This window comes from Bordetella sp., assembly GCF_057362025.1.
The window spans coordinates 145,391-168,812 of record NZ_JBMQQZ010000003.1 but is presented as its reverse complement, the minus strand read 5'-3'; the positions used below and the strand labels follow the sequence as shown (position 1 = coordinate 168,812).

The window sequence follows — 23,422 nt, the reverse complement described above, 5'->3', positions numbered from 1 at the left end:
CCATGGCTGCTTCCCCCCGCGTCAAAATGACGACCAACTATGGCGCTTTTGTCATCACCCTGGATGCCGACAAGGCCCCCAAGACGGTGGCGAACTTCCTGACCTACGTCAAGGAAGGCTTCTATAACAACACCGTCTTTCATCGCGTCATCGACGGCTTCATGATCCAGGGCGGCGGCTTCGAACCCGGCATGAAGCAAAAGCAAACCCACGCCCCCGTGGAAAACGAGGCCAACAACGGCCTGAAGAATGACAAGTACACGGTGGCCATGGCCCGTACCAGCGATCCCCAATCGGCGACCGCGCAGTTCTTCATCAACGTCGCCGACAACGACTTCCTGAACTTCACCGCTCCCACCGCCAACGGCTGGGGCTATGCGGTATTCGGCAAGGTCACCGAAGGCACGGACACGATCGACAAGATCAAGGCCGTCAAGACCGGCAACAGCGGCTTCCACCAGAACGTACCCACGCAGGACGTCATCATCGAGAAGGCCGAAGTCGTTGAATAAGATCACGCTGCCCGGAACGATCTGGGTCGCTTCGGACATGCATTTGGGGCCGGCGGCGCCGGCCACCACCGAAGCCTTCCTGAGCTTCCTGGAGGCCGCGGCGAGCGAAGCATCGGCGCTCCTGCTGCCCGGGGATATCTTCGACGCGTGGATAGGCGACGATGTCATCCGCCAGCCTCCGCTCTGGCTGGCGTCGGTCCTGCAGGCATTGAAAACCACGGCCGCCGCCATCCCCGTCTGGCTGGGGCGCGGCAACCGCGATTTCCTGATGGGTACCGAACTTGCCGAAACGGTGGGTGCGCGGCTGCTGCCGGAACCCGCGCTGCTCGACACGGACTACGGCCCGGTCCTGCTGACGCACGGCGACGAATTGTGCCTGGACGATCAGGCCTACCAGGCGTTTCGCGCCATGGTGCGCGACCCCGCGTGGCAGAAGGAATTCCTGGGCAAATCCATTCCGGAACGTTTGACCCTGGCGCAACAGGCGCGCGGCGAAAGCAAGGCCGCCACGCAGGCGAAACAGGCCGACATCATGGATGTGAACCCGGACGCGGTCGCATCCCTGTTCCGCGAAACCGGCGTGGCGACGCTGGTGCATGGCCATACGCATCGGCCCGATCGCCATGTGCTGGAAGTGGCGGGCAAGCGCCGCGAACGCTGGGTCCTGCCCGACTGGGATTGCGACCACGCCCGCCCTCCCCGCGGCGGCTGGCTGGCCATCGACCGGGATGGGATGCAGTTCTACGATCTGGAAGTCGCCTGATGACCGGCGGCGACCGCGGCCGCTGACTCGTCGAAACAAGTCAGCGGGCGAACAGCACCGCCGCGACCAGGATGCCCAGCGCGATGCGATACCACGCGAAGACGCGATACGTGTGATTGGCCACGAAGCGCAGCACGGCGCGGACGACGACCAGCGCGCTCAGGAAGGCCGCGATGAAGCCCACCGCAATGCCCACGACGTCGTGCTGGCTGAGGACGCTCATGTTGCGGTAGGAGTCGTACACCGCGGCGCCCAGCATCGTCGGCATGGCCAGGAAGAAAGAAAACTCCGTCGCCGTCTTGCGCTGGATGCCGGCGATCATGCCGCCGATGATGGTGGAACCCGAACGCGATACGCCCGGGACCATCGCCAGGCATTGCGCCACCCCCACGCCCAGCGCCTGCTTCCAGGAAATGTCTTCCAGCCGGTGCGCCGTGGCATGCGCCTCGGATGCGCTGTCGTCCCCGCCTGCCCCGGCGGCCGCCCCACGCGTGCGATGCGTGTGGCGTTCCACGTAGAGCATGACCAGCCCCCCCAGGACCAGGGTGACCGCCACCACGCCGGGGTGGTAGAACAAGCTCTTGATGGCGTGGATGAAGATCGCGCCGATGACCGCCGCCGGCAGGAAAGCCACCAGCAGATTGCGCGTGAACATCATTTCGCTGCGCACACCGGTGAAGGTGCCGTGGATCAGCCGCCACAGACGCTCCCGGAATATCCACATGACGGCCAGGATGGACCCGAACTGGATGACCACTTCGAACACCTTGGCGGAACTCGACTGGAAGTTGATCCAATCGCCGAAGAGAATGAGATGCCCGGTACTGGATACGGGAATGAACTCGGTCAGGCCCTCGATGATGCCCAGGAAGAAGGCCTTGATCAGGTACAGGGTGTAGTCGGTCACGATGCGGCTCGAAGAATCACGATGTGGCGCCTTCGTCGGCGGGCGAAAGCTCGAAGGGTAGGCGCTCCACCCCGACGGAGGCTATACGCCGTCCGTCCAATTGCAGTACTTCGAATCGGTAGCGCTGATGCGGCGATACGAATTCGCAGTTGTCGCCGGGCTGCGGCAAATGGCCGAAGCGCGACAGAAGATAGCCGGCCAGTGTGGCGTAATCCTGCGCCTCGTCCACCAGGCCGTCGGTTTCCAGTACCTGCTCGACGTGCCGCAGATCCGCCGCGCCGTCGATCTTCCACTTGCCGTCGCCCTCGTGCACGATGTCCGGCACCTCGTCCTCGTCCGGGAATTCGCCCGCGATGGCCTCGAACAGGTCCATGGGCGTCACCAGGCCTTCGATGGCGCCGAACTCGTCGGCCACCAGCACCAGCTGGCCGCGCGCCCGCTTGAGCGTATCCATCAGGCGCAGGATGCCGATGGATTCGTGGACGATGATGGGATCGCGCAGGCGGCTGCGGCGTATGCTGCCTTCGGTGATCAGGTCGGCAATCATTTCCTTGGCGCGGCCGATGCCCAGGACTTCGTCCAGGCTGCCGCGGCAGACCGGGAAGAAAGTGTGCGGGGCGGCCTCGATCTGCGCGCGCATGGTGGCCGCATCATCCTCGATATCGATCCACGAAATGTCCGTGCGCGGCGTCATGATGGAATGGATGGAACGCTCGGCCAGCGTGAGCACGCCGCTGACCATGTTGCGTTCTTCCACGCCAAAGGCCGGCGCATCCTGGAATTCCTGCGTTTGCGCGGCCTCGGGCTCGTCCATGGCGGGCTTGGGCGGACGCTTGCCCAGCATGCGCAGCACGCCTTCGGCCGTACGTTCGCGCATCGGGCGCCGCGCGTCCAGCTTGAGCAGATTGCGCCGCGCCACCTGGTTCAATGCTTCGATCAGCACCGAGAAACCGATGGCCGCGTACAGATAGCCCTTGGGCACCTTGAAGCCGAACGCCTCGGCAACCAGCGAAAAGCCGATCATCAACAGGAACCCCAGGCACAGCACCACGACCGTGGGATGCGCGTTGACGAAGCGTGTCAGCGGCTTGGAGGCCACCAGCATAATGCCGATCGCGATGATGACGGCCATCATCATGATGCCCAGATGATCCACCATGCCGACGGCGGTGATGATGGAGTCCAGCGAGAAGACGGCGTCCAGCACGACGATTTGCGTGACGATGACCCAGAAGCTGGCATAGACGCGCGGCCCATAGGTAACCTGCGCCCCGCCTTCCAGGCGCTCGTGCAGCTCCATGGTCCCCTTGAAAAGCAGGAAGAAACCGCCCACCATCAGGATAAGGTCGCGTGCCGACGGATGCAGCGGGCCCACCGAAAAAAGCGGCTCGGTCAGCGTGACCAGCCAGGACATGACGGACAGCAGCACCAGGCGCATGATCAGCGCCATGGACAGGCCCATGATGCGCGCGCGGTCCCGTTGCGCGGGCGGCAGCTTGTCCGCCAGGATGGCAATGAAGATAAGGTTGTCGATCCCGAGAACGATTTCGAGGATGACGAGGGTAAGCAAGCCGACCCAGGCAGCGGGGTCCAGCAGCCACTCCATTGGCAACTCCAGCAGTTAACGACCGGTAATCGTACATGGAAACGTCGCAACACGCCGGTCACGCAAGAACCGATCCGGCAAGCGGCCCGCGCCTTAGTTCTTGTGGGCGATGGCAAGTTCGGCGCGCGGGCGCTGAAATACGTGCACAGACCCGATCGGCTCCCTTCCCGAGTGCCCGCGGCCCCCTCTCCCCCGGCCTACCCACAAGTTGGCCCCGCGCGCGCAAGGCCAGGCCCGACGGGTCTGACCATTTTCAGGGATCATCGCGCGAGGCGCCGCATGGAACGGTTACCCCGAGTGGGCACGCCGGGAATCCGGCCCCGCCGCAACACCAGCGTCGCGCCTGAAGGGGATGCGCGGCGCTTCGGGAGCGGGTTCAGGCCCCCTGCAGCACGCCGAGCATCTGCGTGAAAATCTTGGGACTGGCGGCCAGGACATTGCCCGACTCCAGCCAACCCTGCTCGCCGGTAAAGTCCGCCACCAGCCCGCCGGCCTCTTGCACCAGCAGGCTGCCCGCGGCCATGTCCCAGGGCTTGAGCGCGACGCCGCAGAAGCCGTCCAGCCGACCGCAGGCCACGTAGGCGAGGTCCAGGACGGTGGCGCCCATGCGGCGCACGCCGGCGCTGCCCTGCGCCATCTGCTTGAACTTGCCGCCGCCCTGGTCCGGGCCGGCCGAGCCCGGCCAGTGCGCGCCCAGCAAGGCCTCGTGGTATCGCGTGCGGCCGGAGACCCGGACGCGGCGATCGTTCAGGAACGCGCCACCGCCCCGGCTGGCGGTGAACATCTCGTTGCGCGAGGGGTCGTAGATCACCGCCTGCACCGCCAGGCCGCGCTGCATCAGCGCGATCGATACGGCATAGTTGGGCAGGCCGTGGATGAAATTGGTGGTGCCGTCCAGGGGATCGATGATCCAGCGGAATTCAGCATGCTCGTCGCCCTGCAACCCGTATTCCTCTCCCACCACGGCGTGGTCGGGGTAGGCCGCGCGCAGCGTTTCCACGATGGAGGTCTCGGCGGCCTGGTCGACTTCCGTGACATAATCCCGCGGCCCCTTTCGAGCCACGTTCAGTCTTTCCAGGTCGAGGCTGGCACGATTGATGATGGTGCCGGCACGCCGGGCCGCCTTGATGGCGATGTTGAGCATCGGGTGCATAAAATTCCGTACGATTTCGCTAATGCGCGGTCGGAAGCCTGCCGGACGGCCGGTTCCGCTGCGCCAAACGTGACATTTTAAATGACTCAGGCATCAACACCCCAGCGGGCATTCGCGCGGGTACGTTTCGTGATGGTCGAGCCCAGCCATCCGGGCAATGTGGGGTCCGCCGCGCGGGCCATCAAAACCATGGGTTTTTCCGACCTGGCGCTGGTCGCGCCGCGGCTGGAAGACATGGTGGCGCAGCCAGAGGCGGTTGCGCTGGCCAGCGGGGCCGGCGACGTGCTGGCCGCCGCCACCGTGCACGATACGCTGGAATCCGCATTGGCGCCGGTCACTTTGGCCTTCGCGCTGACGGCGCGGGTGCGCGACCTGGGTCCGCCGCCCTGCGACATCCGTCAGGCCGCGGTGCTGGCGCGCGAGCATCTGGCCGGCCACGAGGCCGGCAGCGTGGCCATCGTGCTGGGCACGGAACGGGCCGGGCTGACCAACGCGCAGATCGCCGCCTGCCACCGCATTTGCCATATCCCCGCCAACCCCGAATACAGTTCGCTGAACGTCGCGCAGGCCCTGCAGTTGGCGGCATGGGAGCTGCGCTATGCCTTGATCTCGGCGCAGGGAGGCAGCCTGCTGCCCGCCACGACGGCGCAGGCGCCCGATCCCGGCGCGGAACCCGCGCCGGTCGAAGCCGTGCACGCACTGCTCACGCATTGGGAAGAAGCCCTGGTGGCCGTGAAGTTCCTGGACCCCAGGCATCCCAAGAAGCTGATGCCGCGCATGCGCCATCTGTTCAGCCGCAGCGCCCTGACCCGGGATGAAGTCGATATGCTGCGTGGGGTATGTACCGCCATGCTGAAGGCAGCCGGCGCCCGTCGCAGCGATTGATTCCGCCGGGCCGGGACTGCCGCGTACGCGGCGCCACCGGCCAGCAGGGAATACCTGTCAGTCGACGCGCGCCCCCGACGCCTTGACCACGGTCGCCCAGGTCTTGACCTCCGACTGGATGAACTGGCTGAACTGCTCGGGCGTGGTCTTGGACGGCACGGCGCCCAATTTGTCGAACGCATCCTTCACTTCAGGCTTGTCCAGCGCCTTCTCCATCGCCGCGTTCAGCGTCTTGATCACCTCCGGGGGGGTACCCTTGGGCGCGATCAGTCCGAACCACGACGAGACGTCGAAGGTGGGGAACCCCGATTCCGCCATGGTGGGCAGATTCGGCGCCGTCGGCGAGCGGTCCTTGGTCGTCACGGCCAGTGCGCGCAGCTTGCCGGACTGGACATGGGGCCACGATGAGGGCATGTTGTCGAACATGAACTGCACCTGGCCGCCGATCAGGTCGGTCAGCGCCGGCGCGCTGCCCTTGTAGGGCACATGCAGCACATCGACACCGGCCTGCAGTTTGAAGAGTTCGCCGGCCATGTGGATGGAAGTGCCGCTACCGGAAGACGCGAAGGCCAGCTTGCCGGGATGGGCCTTGGCGTAGTCGACAAGCTCCTTGACGGATTTGACCGGCAATTGCGGATTCACCACCAGCACATTGGGCACCTTGGCGGCCAGCGCGATGGGCGCGAAGTCCTTCACCAGATCGAAGTTCAGCTTGGAATACAGGGTCTGGTTGATGGCACTGGTGACGGCGACGAAGTACAAGGTGTAGCCGTCCGGTGTGGCGCGCGCCACGTATTCCGTCCCGATATTGCTGCCGGCACCGGGCTTGTTTTCGATCACGAAGGACTGGTGCAGGGATTCCGTCAGCTCCTTGGCCATGATGCGGGCGATCACATCGGTGGTCCCGCCGGCGCTGAAGCCGACGACGATGCGCACGGGCTTATCCGGGTAGGCGGCCTGCGCGGGGGCGGTGGCGGTAAAGAGGGCGGCCGCGCTCGCGAGCGTGGCGGCGGTACGACGGAACAGGGCAAGCTTTTGACTCATCTGTCTCACTCCAATATGTCCAGGTGATGGACGTTTCGATTAGGCCGTCCGGTTGGTGGACGCTTAAAATGATTTTTGTGCGGATTGTCCGCGTTAGCGCAACATGCTGCAACAACTATGGCCCAGTTCGTCCGTCACGCGGACGTTTGATTTTTTGCCTTTATGCCTGAGCTTTCTCTCCCCCCTTCTGTCGGCCGTCCCCTGCCGGCTTCCGCGGAAGACGCCTCGCCCCAGGCCGCCGGCCCGCGCACCTTGCGCCGCGGCCTGCAAGTCCTGGCTGCGCTGCGCGACCATGGCGCGGATGGATTGTGCGTCACCGACCTCGCGCGCTGTACCGGCATCCAGCGGCCGACGATATACCGGTTGATGGCCGCGTTGATGGAAGCCGGCCTGGCCCAGCCCGTGCTCGGGACCAAGCGCTACCGCGCCCAACTGACGCAGGAAATGGGGGTACCGGAGGCCGATCCCAGGCTGCGGCAGACGCTGCCAGCCCTCCGGCGGCTGGCGCAACGGACGGGCGACGCCGTCTTCCTCGTGGTGCGCGAGGGCGACGAATCGGTGAGCCTGCATCGCGAAATCGGCGGCTATCCGGTCCAGATCCTCGCCACCTATGCCGGCAAGCGCCAGCCGCTGGGAGTGGGCTCCGGCGGCATGGCGCTACTGGCCGCCCTTCCCGACGACGAAGGCCGCAGCATCGTGGAGCGCAATGCCGCGCACCTGGACGAATACGGCGGCATGACTCCGCATGAAATGCTGCGCCTGATCGAAAACACCCGCGCGCGCGGCTATTCGGTGGTGGGCAATCACGCCGTGCGCGGGGCGTTGGGCGTGGGATGCGCCCTGCTCGATGCGCAGGGGCTGCCGGTGCTGGCCATCAGCGTGACCGCCATCATCGACCGCATGCCGGCGCAACGGCAAAGGGAAATCGCCGGCTGGATCAAGGCCGAACTGGCGCGTCTGCAGCAGCACTGACGGCAGATTGCCGCGCCGGCGCGGTTTCCTGCCCGGCATTCGCGTAGGTCACTTCGCGCACCGGCACCGGCGGACGCAGACCGGCGGCGTCCAGCGCCAGGCGGGTCTTGTGCAGCAGATCCCAGCGGAATTCCCAATAACGTGCGGTCTCCGCCCATACCCGGGTGTTTACGACAACGACGTTGTCACGGTATTCGAACACCCGCACGTCCGGCGCGGGCGATTGCAGCGCCAGCGGGTGGGCATTGACCGTGTCGCGCAGCGTGGCGATGGCAAGGTCGAGGTCGTCGCCGTAGCGGATGCCCACCGCCATGTCGAAACGACGCGTCGCGTTGCGGCTGTAATTGGTGATGGTGGCGTTCCAGATCGTGCTGTTGGGCAGCGTGACGTGAATGCCGTCCCCCTGCACCAGCCGCGTCAGGAACAGCCCGACTTCCTCCACGGTGCCTTCGCTCCCGGAACTCAGCGCGATATATTCGCCGGCTCGGATAGGCCGCAGCATCAGCAACATGATGCCCGCCGCGATGTTCTGCAGCGTGCCCTGCAAGGCCAGCCCGACCGCCAGGCCGGCGGCGCCAAGTACCGCGATGATGCTGGCGGTTTGCACGCCGAACTGCGCCAGCACTGCGATTACCGTGAATATGCGTACCGACCATACCACCGTCGTGCAGAACATCGGCACCACCGTGGGATCGACCCGGTCGGATCGCTGCGCCAGGCGGCGCACCCAGCGGCCAAGCAGGCCGGCGGCCCACCAGCCCAGCCCGAGTATCACCACGCCCCAGATCAGCTGCAGGCCGATATCGACCATGGGAGAAAGAACGGCCCCGAGGCCGGAGAAATTGGTGACCATTCCGTAGCTCCTGTGTATCGCTGGCAGGCGGCGACCGCCGCCGCAAACCTGCCGGACTTTATCAGATGAGCATGGCCCTATCCTGCCGCGCCGCCGAGGCGGCATCCCGCCCCGGCCGGCAACGAGGCCGCGCAGTCCAGGAGCGGGCCGCTTTCTACGCTTTCTACGCTTTCTACGCTTTCAACGCATTGCGCGCGGAAGGACGCACCGTGCCCGGATGCAGCCAGCGATGCAGGACACGGCTGATGAAGGGGATCAGGAAAAACGACAGGATGGGACTCATGGTGGACGTCGTCACCAGCACGCGCCAGAACAGCGAGAGCGACGCCAATGGCTCCTGGAACAGGACGTTGAACAGCAGCAGCGACGGGCAATAGACCACCCAGATGCTGAAGGCCTGCTTCCAGCGCGGCGGCGCGCTCTTTTGCGGGCCGAACCAGGCGTCCATCCCGGTCGCCCGGTGCACGCGGCTTTCGCGCACCAGCTCCCGTCCGCGCTCCAGCCACATCCGTCGCGGCAGGGAGTTCTCCCAGCGCGACAGGCTCTGTTCGTCATGGAAGCGCAATACGATCTGGTATTGGTCTCCGCCTTCCGGCGGCTGCAGCACGCCCGACCCCAGGAAACCCGGAAAGCCGGCAGCCAGTATTTCCCCCTGGCGCAGCCACGACAGGAAATCGCTGTAGCGTTCCGGCGCGATCTGTCGCGTGATCAGCATGGTTACGGGGGCCGGCATTACAACGGCGGGGGCGGACATGGCTACTACTCCTCGATCAAGCCAGATACAGCACTGGCGTTATCCCAAGAGCAATATGCGTGCCAATTTTGCGACGCAATAAATTCCCCTTGCCTATGACAAATGGTGGGATCGAGCGCGCCCATCTTGCACCGCACAATTCCCCGCCCTAGTGAAAACCCTGGGGCCATGCACCGTCCCGGTGCATAAATAAAGCAGGGCGTCGGGACCGCGGTTTGCGGCCGGGCGCCCGCCCGGCCTCTACACTGGCCATGCCTCTTCAACCCAGCCTAGGAAGCGAAAACCATGGACTACCAGATCACCGTCCTTGTCGGCAGCCTGCGCAAGGCTTCGTTCAACCTGCAACTGGCCCACGCGATGGAAAAGCTGATGCCGCCGCATTTCAAGCTGACCCACGCCAACCTGGACCTGCCCTTGTACAACCAGGATCTGGACCAGGCCATGCCCGCCGCGCCGCTGGCGCTGAAGGACCAGATTCGCCGATCGCAGGGTTTGCTGTTCGTCACCCCGGAACACAACCGCTCCATCCCGGCCGCGCTGAAGAACGCCATCGACTGGGGCTCGCGCCCCTACGGCCAGAACGTCTGGACCGGCAAGCCCAGCGGCATCGTCGGCATCTCGCCCAGCAATGCGGGCACCGCGCTGGCCCAGCAGCATCTGCGCAACATCCTGGCGGCGGAAGGCTCGATGGCGCTGACGCTTCCCGAAGTGTTCCTGCAGATGAAAGACGGTTTCTTCGACGGCGACGGCGCCATCGCGAATACCGACACCCGCGCCTTTTTGCAGGGTTGGGTGGACCGGTATGTCGCGTGGGTCGAAAAATTGGCGTAGGCATGCGGGGCGAGGCCCGCCCCGGTCAGTCCGCGTCCTCGATACGCATGCCGATCTTCAGGCAAACCTGCCAGTGCGCCACCTTGCCCTGCTCGATGTGCCCGCGCACGTTCGTCACCTCGAACCATTCGATATTGCGCAGGGTCGAGGATGCCCGTTCGATGGCGCGGGAAATCGCATCGTCGCTGGAGCTGGTCGACGAGCCTACCAGCTCGATCTGCTTGTACACGTGATTGCCCATGTGAAGTCTCCTTGAGTGCCGCGCGCGGCGGGTGCGCCGGGGCCGGACGGGCCCGGCGCACCTCGTCCGCAAATGTCGTGCACGGCCATGTCGCGGCAGGCGGTCCATGCGTCCATGTCGTGCGCGCGGCCATATCGGGCGCGCCGCCGACCGGCATGGGGTTTGCTGCACGTACATCACACCCGTGGGGCCCATCCCGAGCCCGGTTTCAGATGGAGGCGATCATGCCCGAACGCAAAACCCTCGCTCGCGCGGAGCGCGACAAGAAGCAAGGCAAGTCGGCGTCGACCCAGGCCGGCGAATTCGTCCGCGAGCAAGTCGAACATGTCCGCGAAGGCAAGCACGGCGTGCGATCGGCCAAGCAGGCGGTGGCCATCGGCCTGTCCGAGGCGCGCCGTGCCGGCGTCAAGGTGCCCACCAAGTCGACCGCGTCCAAGGCGACCAAGAAAAAAGCCAGCCAGGATGAAGCGAAGGCGCACAAAGGCGGCGCCAAATCGGCCAAGCGCTCCGCGGCCACCACCCGGGCCCTGAAGCGCGAAAGCACGGCCGGCGCATCGGGGCGCGCGTTATCGGGCCAGGCCAAGAGCGCGGCACGCAAACGCACGGCAGCCGATCGTTCGGCGGCGGCGCGCAAGGCGGCGCAGACCAAGGGCGCAGCGGGCCGCTCCGCCGCCGCCCGCAAGGCGGCGCGCACGCGCGCGGCCAACCGGCATGCCCAGCACGCCCATTGAGTCCGCGCGGAGGTACACATGGCATCCCCAACGTCCAAGAATGTGTCGCAGTTGCTGGCGTTCCTGTCCGCCAAGCCGGAGATCGGGCCGGTGAACCTTAACGAAAAGGAACGCTGGCTGTCCGGCGTCGGCGGCGGCGCCCTGGTGCTGGCCGGGCTGAGGCGGGGCGGCATCCTCGGCGTGCTGTCCGCCCTGGCGGGCGGCGCGCTGGTAAGCCGGGGGCTGTCCGGCCGCTGCGCGGTCAAGGCCCGCCTGGCCAAGACGCCGCACGAGCGCACCGTCGCGGCCGAATACGGCTGGCGGACGGCGGCGGCATCCTCGCAACGCATCGTGGTCCAGCGCCCTATCGAAGAGGTCTACGCATTCTGCCGCCAATTCCAGAACCTGGCGCAGTTCATGCAGCATATCAAGCGGGTGGACGTGGTGGACGACCGCCACAGCCACTGGACCATCGAAGCGCCGCTGGGCCAGACGCTGGAATGGGATACGGTCGTGACCGAAGACGTTCCCAACGTCCGCATTGCCTGGGAATCCATGCCGGAATCGCCGATACGGCATACCGGATCGTTGAGCTTCAGCGACGTGGTAGGCCTGGGCACGGAGGTCCAGGCCGTCATCGCCTACGAGCCGCCGGCCGGCGAACTGGGGCGTATCGTGGCCAAGCTCTGGGGCGACACCCCGGGCGTACAGGCGCGCGACGACCTGCTCAGGTTGAAGCGCTTCCTGGAAGCCGGACAGGACCACGCCACGGCCAGCGAAGACGGCGATTAGCGCGGCGGGTACCGGCTGGCGGCCGGCTCATGCCGGCCGCCGATGCCCGCTGATATCCGCGCCGGCATTGGCCGGCAAACGCACGCTATCGATGATCGCCGCCGCGGCCAAGGCCGCGGACAGCAACAGGGCAATCCGGAACTGCAAGGGCCCCGGCGGCGCCGATCCGTTGCCGGACATCCATTCGGCGGCCCGCAACGCCACCGCGCCGAAAGCGATACCCAGCCCGGCATTGAGCTGCTGGCAGGCGCTGAACAGCGTTGTCGCCCCCGTCATGGCGGGCTTGGGAATGTCGGCGAACCCCAGGGTATTCAGGGCCGTGAACTGCATGGAGCGGCTCATGCCGCTGCAGAACAGCAGGGCCGACGTCCACCAGACCGGGGAGCCGGGGGCCAGGGTGGCGCACAGCGCGAAACCCGCCGCCACCAGCAGCCCATTGACCACCAGCACGCGCCGAAAGCCATAGGTTCGCATCACCCAGCCGGTGGCGGGCTTCATCGCCAGATTGCCCGCGAACAGGGCCAGCATCAGCGAACCTGCCTGCACCGGCGACAGGCCGAAGCCCACCTGGAACATCAAGGGCAACAGGAAAGGCGCGCTGCCGATGGCGATGCGGAACAGCGAGCCGCCGTACATCGTGACTGCGAAGGTCTGGTACCGCATGGGCGACAGGTCCACCAGCGGGTGCGGCGCGCGGCGCAGGTGGCGCGCCGCCAGGACCAGCGACACCACAGCCAGCAGCAGCAGGCCCAGGACGGTGCCCAGGTCGACGTCCAGCTTGCCGCACAGGTCCACCGCGTACATCAGCACGCTGCAGCCCACGCCGGCCAGCACGAAGCCCGGGACATCGAAGGGCCGCGGCCCGCCCGCGGCGCCGCGCACCAGGCGGGCGTTGGCGAGCAGCGCGGCCAGGCCCAAGGGCACGTTGAGGAAAAAAATCCAGTGCCAGCTGAGGGCGGTGGTTACGATCCCGCCCACCAGCGGCCCGATCACCGGGGCCGCTAACCCCGGCCAGGTGATGATGGCGATCGCCTTCACCAGGTCCTGCCTGGGCGTGACGCGCAATACCGCCAGGCGTCCGACCGGCACCATCATCGCGCCGCCCAGGCCCTGCAGGATGCGGGCCGCCGTGAATTGGGCCAAAGACTGCGATAGGCCGCACAGCACCGAAGCCACGGTGAACAGCGCCAGCGCGGACCCGAATACGCGTCGCGGCCCGTAGCGGTCCGCGACCCAGCCGCTGACCGGAATGAAAACCGCCAGCGCCAGCAGGTAGGCGCTCATGCCGATGGACATATCCGCCGGCCGCACGCCGAAGCTGTGCGCCATTTCCGGCAACGCCGTGGTGATGACCGTGGCATCCAGCATTTCCATGAAGAAGGCTCCGGCCACCAGCCAGGCGACCCCCCGGCCGCCCCCAGGTTCCGGTCCGTTTGCCGGTGTCTCCGCCCGTCCGGCGGCCTCCTCGTCCTTCGCGATACTCACGGCGTCTCCTGCGTGGTGCCGCGCCGATGCACCGGGGATGGCGCGGCGCGGCGGTACTGACCGGCCGAAATTGTAAATACAACCGCCCGTGCCGGCCCGCCGCCCGCAAAAGGCCAAAATGGCCCGGTAGTCGCCCGCTGATCGGGTGTCCCGGTGAGGGCGGCCGGTGGCAACATGCCTGCGGCCCCGTCCCATGCGGGCACAGCCTTGGCGCCACTACCCAGCAGATACGCATGACTTACTCCCCCGCCGCGCCGCCCTCGCCCGACGGTTCACTGGACCCCGACGACTGGACCGCCCTGCGCGCCCAGGGCCACAGGATGCTCGACGACATGTTCGATTACCTGGAAACCCTGCGCGAGCGGCCCGTCTGGCAGGCGGCGCCGGCCGAGGTACGCGCCGGCTTCCACGCCCCCTTGCCGCGCGCCTCGTCCAGCCTGGAGGCGGCGCACGGGCGTTTCATGCGCGACATCCTTCCCTATGCCGTAGGCAACGCCCATCCAGGCTTCATGGGTTGGGTGCATGGTGGCGGCACTGTCGTCGGCATGCTGGCCGAAACCCTGGCGGCGGGCCTGAACGCCAACCTGGGCGGCCGCAACCAGATCCCGGTCGAGGTGGAACGGCAGATCACGCGCTGGATGCGCGAGCTGTTCGGCTTTCCCGAGACCGCCAGCGGCCTGTTCGTCACGGGTACCTCGATGGCCAATCTCGTCGGCGTGCTGGTCGCGCGCGCGGCGGCAATGGGACGCGCGATACGGCGCGCCGGCGTGGCCGCGCAAGAGGCACGTCTGGTCGCCTATACGTCGGCCTGCGCGCACAACTGCATCGCGCAGGCCATGGACATCACCGGCCTGGGATCCGACGCATTGCGCCTGATACCGGTAAACGATGAATTCCGCATGGACGTCGCGGCCTTGCGGGCGGCGATCGCCGCGGACCGGCGGGCCGGCCTGCGGCCTTTCCTGATCGCCGGGACCGCGGGCACCGTCGATGTCGGAGCCGTGGATCCGCTGGACGCGCTGGCGGAGGTCGCCGCCGACGAAGGCCTGTGGTTCCATGTGGACGGCGCATTCGGCGCGCTGGCGATGCTGTCGCCCGCCCTGGTTCCGTTGCTGGCCGGCATCGAGCGCGCCGATTCGATCGCCTTCGATTTTCACAAGTGGGGGCAGGTGCCCTACGACGCGGGTTTCATCCTGGTGCGGGACGGCGAGACCCACCGCGCCGCGTTCGACGCCAGCGTCGCCTACCTGAGCCGGGAGACCCGCGGCCTGGCGGCGGATTCGCCGTGGCCGTGCGACTACGGTCCCGACCTGTCGCGCGGCTTTCGCGCCTTGAAGACCTGGTTCACGCTGACGGTGTACGGCGCCGACAGGCTGGGCGCGGCGATCGCGCGTACCTGCGAGGTCGCGCGCCATCTGGCGCGCCGCGTGCGCGCCGAACCCGAACTCGAATTGCTGGCGCCCGTCGCGCTGAACATCGTCTGCTTCCGCTATCGTCCGGCCGGCAACGCCGGCGACGGCGACCGGCTGAATGCGGACATCGTGCTGGCCGTGCAGGAATCCGGCATCGCCGCGCCATCCACCACGCGCGTGCATGGGAAGCTGGCCATCCGCGCGGCCATCGTCAACCACCGCACCTCCGCCGCCGACGTCGATCGCCTGTGCGACGCGGTACTGCGTATCGGCGCCGGACTCGCCAGCGCGTCCGAGCGCGAACCCCACCCCATACCATGAACGACATCATCCCCCCCACCGCCGGCAATACCGAACGCCCCGCGCTGATCGGCAAGGCGCGCCTGATCACCCTGGCATTCCAGCAGGGCGACCTGGAAGGAATGCGCCGGCAGTTGCTGGCGCGCGCCGAACAGGACCCCGGCGACGCCAACGCCGCGCTGGATCTTTCCATGACCCTGCTGCTGATGGGTCAACGCGACACCGCGCTGGCATTGCAGCGGCATGCGGTACAAGCGCAACCGCTGTATCACCTGCCCGCCGCGCGGCCCGCGACGTTGCGACTGCTGGCCCTGGTGTCCTGCGGCGATTTCCTTGCCAACACGCCGCTGGAATTCCTGATCGCCGATTCCGATATTTCGCTGGACATCCTGTACGTGGGCGAAGGCGTACCGCCACCGGCCGCGCTGCCCGAGCACGACGTCCTGATGGTGGCCATCGGCGAGTCCGGCGTCAACCGTCCGCTGCTCCAGGCATTGGCCGGGCCGGTGGGGCAATGGCACACGCCCGTGGTGAACCAACCCGAGCACGTCCTGAATACCTCGCGGGACGGGCTGTCCGCCGTCCTGCGCGGCGCGGCGGGGATCGTCGTTCCGGACATCGCGCGGGTCGAGCGCGCGGCGATTGCCGCCATCGCGCAAGGCGATGCCGCGCCGGCCGATATCCTGCCCGGCGTGGACTATCCCGTGCTGGTACGCCCGGTCGATTCGCACGCCGGCAACGGACTGGCCAGGATCGATCGCGCGGCCGACATGGCGCAATACCTGGCCGGCAGCGAGGCGAACGATTTCTATCTATCGCGATTCGTCGAGTACCGCAACGCGGATGGCCGCTATCGCAAATACCGCGTCGTGCTGATCGAAGGCCAGCCCTATCTGGGCCATCTGGGTATTTCGCCGCGCTGGATGGTGCACTACCTGAATGCCGACATGGCGGAAAACGCGGCCAACCGCGCGGAAGAAGCCGAACAGATGCGGGACTTCGCCGCCGGCTTCGGCGGCCGCCACGCCGCTGCCTTCGCCGACATCCATCGGCGGGTCGGCCTCGAATACTTCGTCATGGATTGCGCCGAAACACCGGACGGACAACTGCTCGTGTTCGAGGGCGATACCTGCGGCATCATCCATGCGATGGATCCGGAAGACCTATATCCGTACAAACCCGCCTACATGCGGCGCATTTTCGCGGCATTCCAGGATCTGCTAAGACGCAAGGCATCGGGCCGGGGCTAGCGGGGCCGGCGCGCGGCGCCGAGTCGGCGTGGACATGGGGCGCACGGGCGCCTCATAGGCGATGCCTATATGCCCGTTCACAAAAATTGAGTTTCTTCGGCGGCGAAAGGCGCATACATTGCTGCTACGTCGGCGGCTCCGTCGAGCCCGACACCGTTACACAGGCGCCCTACACCATGACCGATGATCGCAAAACCCTGACCACCGATGCGGGAGCCCCCGTCCCCGACAACCAGAACGCCCTGACCGCCGGCCCGCGCGGCCCGTTGCTGGTACAGGATTTCCAGCTGTTCGAAAAACATGCGCATTTCAACCGCGAGCGAATTCCCGAACGCGTGGTGCACGCCAAGGGTTCCGCCGCCTACGGCACGCTGAGGGTCACGCACGACATCAGCCAATACACCAAGGCCAAGGCCCTGCGCAAAGGCAGCCAGACGCCCCTGCTGCTGCGCTTTTCCACCGTGGCAGGCGAACGCGGCGCGGCCGATGCCGAGCGCGACGTGCGCGGTTTCGCCATCAAGTTCTATACGGAAGAAGGCAACTGGGACCTGGTCGGCAACAACACACCCGTCTTCTTCGTACGCGACCCCTACAAATTCCCGGATTTCATCCATACCCAGAAACGCGACCCGCGCACCAATATGCGCAGCGCCACCGCGATGTGGGATTTCTGGTCGCTGTCGCCGGAGTCCCTGCACCAGGTCACCATCCTGATGAGCGACCGTGGGCTGCCCTCGTCCCTGCGCAAAATGCATGGCTTCGGCAGCCATACCTATAGCTTCATCAACGCGCGCAACGAGCGCTTCTGGGTCAAATTCCACCTGAAGAGCCAGCAGGGTATCGAGAACTGGACCAACGAGCACGCGGCCAAGGTCATCGGCGAGGATCGCGAGTCGCACCAGCGCGACCTGTACGATGCCATCGAGCGCAAGGACTTCCCGCGCTGGACGATGTGTGTGCAGATCATGCCCGAATCCGATGCGGATAAAACGCCGTACAACCCTTTCGATCTGACCAAGGTATGGCCGCACAAGGATTACCCGCTGATCGAAGTGGGCGTGCTGGAGCTGAACCGCAACCCGGAAAACTATTTCGCGGAAGTCGAACAGTCCAGTTTTTCGCCTGCCAATGTCGTGCCGGGCATCGGCCATAGCCCGGACAAGATGCTGCAGTTCCGTATTTTTTCGTATGCCGACGCGGCGCGTTATCGCCTGGGCGTCAACCACGACCAGTTGCCGGTGAACCGACCGCGCTGTCCCGTGCACAATTACGCGCGCGACGGCGAGATGCGTTTCGACGGCAATGGCGGCGGCAGCGTCAACTACGAACCGAACTCCTTCGGCGGGCCGGTTCAGGACAAATCGGTACAGGAACCGCCGCTGACGCTGACGGGCGATGCCGATCGCTACGATCACCGCGAAGGCAACGACGACTACACGCAGGCGGGCGACCTGTTCCGGCTGATGAACGAAAGCCAGAAACGGCAGCTTTTCGGCAATATCGCCGCCGCCATGCAGGGCGTGCCCGAGCCGATCGTGCGACGCCAGCTGGGGCATTTCGCCAACGCCGACCCCGCCTATGCGGCCGGCGTCGCCAAGGCGCTGGGTATCGAGGGCTGATCGCGCCCGCGCCGGCCGGCGAGCCGGCGACGGGCCTGGGCAGCCCGTCGCCGCGTTACTCCAGCCGGTAGGCATCCCATTCGTAGCCGACGAACGCCGCGCGCTCGCCGGTATGGACGACAGGGTCGCGGCGCAAGCCGATGACGATGCCATCGGCGGGCAGGCGGATGTCTTCCAGCGGCTTGCCGTGTATATCCATGGACGCGCCCAGTTTGTCGCCGGACGACAGCGTGTCGCCGGCCTGGACTTCCGGCACGAACAGTCCGCCGCGATCGAAGGTTATCCAGCCGCGGCGCGTCACGCGCCGCACCGAGGCCGGCGTATCCGCCGCGCCGTCCAGGATGCCCATCTGCACCGCCAGCCGTTCGAATCCGCGCTCCGCCAGGGCCGCATAGGCGGCTTCGAAACGGCTGCCACCGCCCAGTTCCAACATGAACGCGGGAATGCGCGCCGCGAGGCATTGGTAATCCAGCGCGCCGGCGATATTGCCGGGCAGCTCGCCCTTGCCTCCGACATCCATCCGGCAGGCGACGTGCGGTTCGAACAGTGCGATGGCGCGCAGCAGATCGCGTTCGGAGACGCCGCTATCCGGATGCAGCTTGTACACCGCATAGGGCTTGGAGTCGAACAGCGCATTCATCGTGTGCAGATTGATCACCAGGTCTGCCGTGCCACGTATCTCCTCGATCAGCGCATGCGCCAGCCTTTCGGAAATCAGGCCCCGCGGGTTGCCGGGGTAGCACTGGTCCAGGTCCAGGTCGTCGTAGGGATTGCGCTTGCGCCGGCTGTCCAGCGCATGCGGATTGCCGGTCGGGGTCACCACGACGTTGCCGCGCATGGATGCGGGGTCCAGGCGCGCGGCGAATCGCAGCGCGGCGACCATGCCGTTGATTTCGTCGCCATGCACCTGTCCGTGCAGCCACAGCGTCTTGCCCGGCCGCGCACCGCGCACGGCGACGTATGGCAATTCGATCGCCATGCCCGACGACATCGACCCGACGGCGATCGCGCCGTGACGGCGGGCGCCGCCCTCGCGGCCCGCCAGGAATTCTCCGATCATGCCCATATTGATGCTCCTTGCTTGAATCGATTGTCTATTCCCGCCAGGGCTCCGCCTGTACCAGGCAGCTCATGGCGTTGGGTCCCTGCGTCAGCGTGGAGGTACCCACGTCCAGCGTCAGCACATTCGCGGTTCCCGCCGTTTCCGGTGCGTCCTCGCGCGTGCCGGGCGCGAACCAGGCGCCCGTGGACATGACCACGGTACCCGGCAGCAACCCGTCGTCGAGGCGCGCCCCGGCCAGGCATGCGCCGCGCGCGTTGAACAGCCGCACGACGTCGCCGTCGCGCAGGCCGCGCGCGCGCGCGTCATCCGGATGGATGCGCACGGCTTCGTGTCCGGCCACCTTGTTGGACTGCGCCAGCGGCGCGGCGTCCATCTGGCTGTGCAGCCGATCGGCCGGCTGCACCGTCAACAAGTGCAGCGGATACTCGCGCACGCTGTCCGCGCCCAGCCATTCCCGTGGCGGCATCCAGCGCGGATGCGGTCCGCAATCGGCACAGCCATAGGCGGCCAGCGTCGCGCTGTAGAGTTCGATGCGCCCGCTGGGCGTGCGCAGCGGGTGCGCGGCCGGATCGGCGCGGAAGTCCTCGAAGAGGATGAAATCGCGACCGGGCGGCGGCAGCGTGACGTGGCCCTGGCGCCAGAACGTTTCGAAATCCGGCAAGGGCACGCCGGCCTGCTCGTGCGAGTGCGCGAACCGTTCGTAGATATGCCGTATCCACGCCATCTCGCCGCGGCCTTCGGTATAGCGTTCGCCATAGCCCAGGCGGTGGGCCAGATCGGCGAATACGTCCAGGTCGTTGCGGGCCAGCCCGACCGGATCGATGGCGCGATGCATGGCCAGCGCATAGCGGTCGCGCGACGAGCCGCCGATATCGTTGCGCTCCAGCGATGTGGTGATGGGCAGCACGATATCGGCATGCCGGGCCACCGGGGTCCACCATATCTCGTTGACCACGATGGTGCGGGGCTTGGCGCGCCACGCCGCCAGCAGGCGGTTCAACTGCTGATGGTGGTGAAAGGGATTGCCGCCCGCCCAATGAATGAAATCGATGTCCGGATAATGCCGGGTCTCCCCCTGGAAGGGATAAGGCTGGCCCGGCTTTTCCAGCATCTCGGTCAGGCGCGCCACCGGTATCGAGATGTCCGCGGGATTGCGCCCCACGGGCATTTCCGGTCCCGGCGTCGCGATGCGCGGGTTGCCCACGCCGTTCATGGACCCGTGGCCGAAGCCGAAGCCGCCGCCCGGCAGGCCGATCTGCCCCAGCATCGCGGCCAGCGCAATCGCCATCCAGTACGGCTGCTCGCCATGCTGCGCGCGTTGCACGGCGAAGGAACACGTCAGATAGCTGCGCTTGCCGGACAGGGCGTGCGCCAGCGTCCGGATACAGGGCGCCGGGATGCCGGTGATGGGCGCGGCCCACTCGGCATCCTTGGCCACGCCGTCCGCCGTTCCCATGAAATACGACTCCAGGGCCTCATAGCCGACGCAGTGGCTGGCCAGGAAAGCGCTGTCGTGCGCGCCGATACGCCGCAGTTCATGCGCCAGCGCCAGCATCAGCGCGACGTCGGTATTCGGCCGTATCGGGATCCATTCCGCGTCCAGGAAAGCGGGGCAATCGTCGCGCGTCGGGCTGACGTTGATGACGCGCGCGCCGTTGGCGGCCAGCCGGCGCAGCCAATATTCCTGCGTATGCTCCGCTGCCCCGCCTGACGACACCTGGCCGTTCTTCAGGGCCAGGCCGCCGAAGGCCAGGAAAACGTCGGTGTGCTCGACGATGCTGGGCCAGGACGTGACGCGCCCGGTCAATGGCGTATAGGTGCCGATCACATGCGGCAGCAGGAACTGTGCGGTGCCCCAGCTATAGTTGCCGACCTGGTCGACGCCGCCACCGCCGGCGAAGTAGAAACGGCGGATCAGCGAACGGGCATGATGCAGCCGCCCGGCGGACGACCAGCCGTAGGAACCGCAGAAGATCCCGCCGGGTCCCCGTTCCTCCCGCGTGCGGGCGATCTCGCCCGCCACCAGGTCCAGCGCCTGGTCCCAGCCGATCTCGACGAATTCGTCGCGGCCGCGCAGGGCCCCGCCCGCCGCGCCGCGCGTGGCGAGCCAGGACTTGCGCACCGCCGGCCGCGCGATGCGGCGCGGCGAATACACCATGGGCGCGATGGCCTCCAGCATCCGGGACGGTGCCGGGTCGTGCTCGAAGGGCTCGCAGGCATGCAGCCGGCCATCGCGCACGACGGCGGTGAACGCGCCCCAATGCGCCAGCTGCGGATAACGTCGCTCGGTCGACGGAATGGATGTCATGGGCAGCTCCCGCGGCGGCATGCGCCGCCGCCAAGTCCGTTCATCAATCCAGCCGGATGTTGGCCTTCTTAACGAGATCCGCCCATTTCGCGCGCTCCTTGTCCATCAGCGCGCCGAACTCGGCCGGCGTATCCGAGGTCGCGGTCATGCCCGACGCCGCCAGTTGCTTGACGATGTCCGGGTTCTTCATGGCCTGCGCGAAGGCGCGGTTCAGCGTATCGACGATATCGCGCGGCACGCCGGCCGGCGCGATGACACCGTACCAGTTGGTCAGTTCGTAGCCGGGAATGCCGGCCTGGCCGATGGGCGGGGCGCCGGGAAACTCGGCGGACGGCGTCACGGTGGTGACGCCCAGCGCCTTCAGCTTGCCGGACTGGACCAGCGACTTGACGGAGGGGTCGGAGAACGTCACTTCCACCAGGCCGCCCGCCACATCGGTCAGCGCCGGCGTGGTGCCCTTGTAGGGGATGTGGCGCATGTGCACGCCGGCCATCATGTTGAACTGCTCGGCCGCCATCTGGCCGATGGTGCCGTTGCCGCCCGATGCGTAGGTGACGTCCTTGGTCTTGGCGCGCGCGATCAGGTCCGCGATGCTGTTGATGCCGGACTTCGGACTGGTGACGAGCACGTTGGGCATGGTGACCAGCAGCGAGATCGGCGTGAAATCCTTGGCGGGATCGTAGGGCACTTTCTGCAGGCTGGGCAGGATGGTGAGCGAGCCCGGCGTGGCGATATACAGCGTGTAGCCGTCGGGCTTCGCGCGCGACACGTAGTCGGTCGCGATAATGCCGCTGGCGCCGGGCCGGTTCTCGACCATGACGTTGGTATTCAGGGCCTTGGAGACGCCCAGCGCGGCTGCCCGCGCCAGCACATCGGCACCGCCGCCAGGTGGAAACCCGACGACGATGCGGACCGGCGTGCCGGGTTCCGGATAGGCCGCCTGGGCGGCGGAGACAGACAGCGCGCACAGCGCGGCGGCGCCGAAGGCGGCGATTTTCCTGAGTTGCATGGTACTTCCCCTTGTCGGCCGCGATATGGCTACTTGACGGCCGTGTTGATAAAACGACTTCGTTGACGAATACGGGCGCGATGGACGCTTCCCCTTGGGCTTTCGATGCCGGATGGAGCCGCGCCCCCTAGGCTGGCGCGGCCGAGCCGGCGTGCCGCGACGACACGTCCGGCACCCCGGCCGCCACGCCCAGCGGCACCCCGGGACGCAGGATATCGGACAGGAACTTGCGGGCGCGCGGATGCTCCGGGTCGGCGAAGAACCGGTCCGGCGTGGAATCCTCCAGGATGCGTCCCTCGTCCATGAACCAGATGCGGTCGGCGACTTCGCGGGCGAACCCCATCTCGTGCGTGTCCACGACCATGGTCATGCCCTCCGAGGCCAGGCGTTTCATGACGGCCAGGACCTCGCCGACCATTTCCGGATCGAGCGCGCTGGTGGGCTCGTCGAACAGGATCAGCGGCGGATGCTGCGCCAGCGCGCGGGCGATCGCCACGCGCTGCTGCTGGCCGCCCGACAGGCTGGCCGGCATGGCGTCGAATTTGTGTTCCAGCCCCACCTTGGCCAGCAGTTCGCGCGCCAGCCCGGCGGCACGCTGGCGCGGCATGCCCGCGACCCGCACGGGCGACAGCATGATGTTCTCGGCGACCGATAGATGCGGGAACAGGTTGAACTGCTGGAAGACGAAACCGATCCCCGCGCGCAGCGCGTTGATATCGCGTCCCGGCGCGTGGATATCCTGCCCGGCCACGCGGATCGTGCCGCCCTGTATCGGTTCCAGGCGGTTCAGGGTGCGTATCATCGTGGACTTGCCGGATCCCGAAGGCCCGCACACCACCACCACCTGTCCCTGCTCCACGCGTCCGCAAACGTTGTCCAGCGCGTGGTAGCTTCCATACCATTTCTGTACGTTGTCGAGTTCTATCACGGCAATCTCCAAGGCGACGGCGCAC

The 23,422-nt window shown here is 66.7% G+C and carries 22 protein-coding genes; 10 read left to right on the top strand and 12 right to left on the bottom strand.

Translation table 11 applies throughout. From position 1 onward, the window contains the following. Positions 1-2 precede the first annotated feature (2 nt). Positions 3-512, top strand: coding sequence for a peptidylprolyl isomerase (locus ACO1P8_RS01965; RefSeq protein ID WP_486294342.1), 510 nt, complete (start codon positions 3-5; stop codon positions 510-512). After that, positions 505-1,275 (top strand): UDP-2,3-diacylglucosamine diphosphatase, encoded by a 771-nt coding sequence (locus ACO1P8_RS01960; RefSeq protein WP_486294253.1) that lies wholly within the window; start codon positions 505-507, stop codon positions 1,273-1,275. Before ACO1P8_RS01965 ends, ACO1P8_RS01960 begins: the two co-directional genes overlap by 8 nt. Before the next feature lie 40 nt (positions 1,276-1,315). On the opposite strand, the gene ACO1P8_RS01955 is transcribed toward ACO1P8_RS01960, so the two are convergent. From ACO1P8_RS01955 to ACO1P8_RS01945, 3 genes are all read right to left on the bottom strand, one after another. Then, positions 1,316-2,182, bottom strand: coding sequence for an undecaprenyl-diphosphate phosphatase (locus tag ACO1P8_RS01955; RefSeq protein WP_486294252.1), 867 nt, complete (start codon positions 2,180-2,182; stop codon positions 1,316-1,318). A 16-nt stretch (positions 2,183-2,198) separates the two neighbouring features. Continuing rightward, entirely contained in the window at positions 2,199-3,788 is a 1,590-nt protein-coding gene (locus tag ACO1P8_RS01950; protein ID WP_486294251.1) for a TerC family protein, read from the bottom strand. A gap of 376 nt (positions 3,789-4,164) precedes the next feature. Then, on the bottom strand, positions 4,165-4,941 hold the full coding sequence (locus ACO1P8_RS01945; RefSeq protein ID WP_094840956.1) for an inositol monophosphatase family protein: 777 nt from the start codon (positions 4,939-4,941) through the stop codon (positions 4,165-4,167). Positions 4,942-5,073: 132 nt separating this feature from the next. Between ACO1P8_RS01945 and ACO1P8_RS01940 the strand changes: the two genes are divergently transcribed. Then, positions 5,074-5,826 (top strand): RNA methyltransferase, encoded by a 753-nt coding sequence (locus tag ACO1P8_RS01940; RefSeq protein WP_486294341.1) that lies wholly within the window; start codon positions 5,074-5,076, stop codon positions 5,824-5,826. Between the two features lie 57 nt (positions 5,827-5,883). Here the strand turns inward: ACO1P8_RS01940 and ACO1P8_RS01935 are convergent, their stop codons facing one another. Beyond that, positions 5,884-6,870: a Bug family tripartite tricarboxylate transporter substrate binding protein gene (locus ACO1P8_RS01935; protein WP_486294250.1), complete on the bottom strand. Its 987-nt coding sequence runs from the start codon at positions 6,868-6,870 to the stop codon at positions 5,884-5,886. A 162-nt stretch (positions 6,871-7,032) separates the two neighbouring features. Here ACO1P8_RS01935 and ACO1P8_RS01930 point away from each other — a divergent pair, with 162 nt between their 5' ends. Further along, the gene (locus ACO1P8_RS01930) at positions 7,033-7,842 is read left to right on the top strand and encodes an IclR family transcriptional regulator (protein WP_486294249.1); all 810 of its coding nucleotides are present in this window, start codon (positions 7,033-7,035) and stop codon (positions 7,840-7,842) included. Here the strand turns inward: ACO1P8_RS01930 and ACO1P8_RS01925 are convergent. Next, positions 7,808-8,695, bottom strand: a complete 888-nt coding sequence (locus tag ACO1P8_RS01925) for a mechanosensitive ion channel family protein (protein WP_486294248.1) — start codon at positions 8,693-8,695, stop codon at positions 7,808-7,810. The two genes, ACO1P8_RS01930 and ACO1P8_RS01925, sit on opposite strands and share 35 nt — an antisense overlap. 172 nt (positions 8,696-8,867) lie before the next feature. Further along, on the bottom strand, positions 8,868-9,449 hold the full coding sequence (locus tag ACO1P8_RS01920) for an antibiotic biosynthesis monooxygenase (RefSeq protein WP_486294247.1): 582 nt from the start codon (positions 9,447-9,449) through the stop codon (positions 8,868-8,870). Positions 9,450-9,734: 285 nt separating this feature from the next. Between ACO1P8_RS01920 and ACO1P8_RS01915 the strand changes: the two genes are divergently transcribed. Next, complete coding sequence (locus ACO1P8_RS01915; RefSeq protein ID WP_486294246.1) at positions 9,735-10,280, top strand: NADPH-dependent FMN reductase; 546 nt, start codon at positions 9,735-9,737, stop codon at positions 10,278-10,280. A 25-nt stretch (positions 10,281-10,305) separates the two neighbouring features. Here the strand turns inward: ACO1P8_RS01915 and ACO1P8_RS01910 are convergent, their stop codons facing one another. After that, positions 10,306-10,521 carry a dodecin gene (locus ACO1P8_RS01910; RefSeq protein WP_486294245.1) on the bottom strand — a complete coding sequence of 72 codons (216 nt, stop codon included), beginning with the start codon at positions 10,519-10,521 and terminating at the stop codon, positions 10,306-10,308. Positions 10,522-10,745: 224 nt separating this feature from the next. On the opposite strand from ACO1P8_RS01910, the gene ACO1P8_RS01905 reads away from it, so the two are divergent. Then, positions 10,746-11,252 carry a DUF6496 domain-containing protein gene (locus ACO1P8_RS01905; protein WP_486294244.1) on the top strand — a complete coding sequence of 169 codons (507 nt, stop codon included), beginning with the start codon at positions 10,746-10,748 and terminating at the stop codon, positions 11,250-11,252. A gap of 18 nt (positions 11,253-11,270) precedes the next feature. Then, entirely contained in the window at positions 11,271-12,023 is a 753-nt protein-coding gene (locus ACO1P8_RS01900; RefSeq protein ID WP_486294243.1) for an SRPBCC family protein, read from the top strand. Between the two features lie 27 nt (positions 12,024-12,050). On the opposite strand, the gene ACO1P8_RS01895 is transcribed toward ACO1P8_RS01900, so the two are convergent. Beyond that, positions 12,051-13,508 carry an MFS transporter gene (locus ACO1P8_RS01895; RefSeq protein WP_486294242.1) on the bottom strand — a complete coding sequence of 486 codons (1,458 nt, stop codon included), beginning with the start codon at positions 13,506-13,508 and terminating at the stop codon, positions 12,051-12,053. A 233-nt stretch (positions 13,509-13,741) separates the two neighbouring features. Here ACO1P8_RS01895 and ACO1P8_RS01890 point away from each other — a divergent pair, with 233 nt between their 5' ends. The 3 genes from ACO1P8_RS01890 to ACO1P8_RS01880 all read left to right on the top strand — a co-directional run bounded on the left by ACO1P8_RS01890 (position 13,742) and on the right by ACO1P8_RS01880 (position 18,089). Continuing rightward, positions 13,742-15,241 (top strand): pyridoxal phosphate-dependent decarboxylase family protein, encoded by a 1,500-nt coding sequence (locus ACO1P8_RS01890; RefSeq protein WP_486294241.1) that lies wholly within the window; start codon positions 13,742-13,744, stop codon positions 15,239-15,241. Continuing rightward, positions 15,238-16,470, top strand: coding sequence for an ATP-grasp domain-containing protein (locus ACO1P8_RS01885; RefSeq protein ID WP_486294240.1), 1,233 nt, complete (start codon positions 15,238-15,240; stop codon positions 16,468-16,470). Before ACO1P8_RS01890 ends, ACO1P8_RS01885 begins: the two co-directional genes overlap by 4 nt. Before the next feature lie 176 nt (positions 16,471-16,646). Then, on the top strand, positions 16,647-18,089 hold the full coding sequence (locus ACO1P8_RS01880) for a catalase (RefSeq protein WP_486294239.1): 1,443 nt from the start codon (positions 16,647-16,649) through the stop codon (positions 18,087-18,089). A 55-nt stretch (positions 18,090-18,144) separates the two neighbouring features. Here the strand turns inward: ACO1P8_RS01880 and ACO1P8_RS01875 are convergent, their stop codons facing one another. The 4 genes from ACO1P8_RS01875 to ACO1P8_RS01860 form a co-directional block, all read right to left on the bottom strand. Beyond that, entirely contained in the window at positions 18,145-19,155 is a 1,011-nt protein-coding gene (locus ACO1P8_RS01875; protein WP_486294238.1) for a M14 family metallopeptidase, read from the bottom strand. A gap of 28 nt (positions 19,156-19,183) precedes the next feature. Beyond that, complete coding sequence (locus ACO1P8_RS01870) at positions 19,184-21,460, bottom strand: molybdopterin-dependent oxidoreductase (protein WP_486294237.1); 2,277 nt, start codon at positions 21,458-21,460, stop codon at positions 19,184-19,186. Positions 21,461-21,503: 43 nt separating this feature from the next. Beyond that, a complete protein-coding gene (locus ACO1P8_RS01865) occupies positions 21,504-22,469 on the bottom strand; it encodes a Bug family tripartite tricarboxylate transporter substrate binding protein (protein WP_486294236.1) in 966 nt (321 codons plus the stop codon). A gap of 127 nt (positions 22,470-22,596) precedes the next feature. Then, positions 22,597-23,397 carry an amino acid ABC transporter ATP-binding protein gene (locus tag ACO1P8_RS01860; protein WP_486294235.1) on the bottom strand — a complete coding sequence of 267 codons (801 nt, stop codon included), beginning with the start codon at positions 23,395-23,397 and terminating at the stop codon, positions 22,597-22,599. Positions 23,398-23,422: the final 25 nt, after the last annotated feature.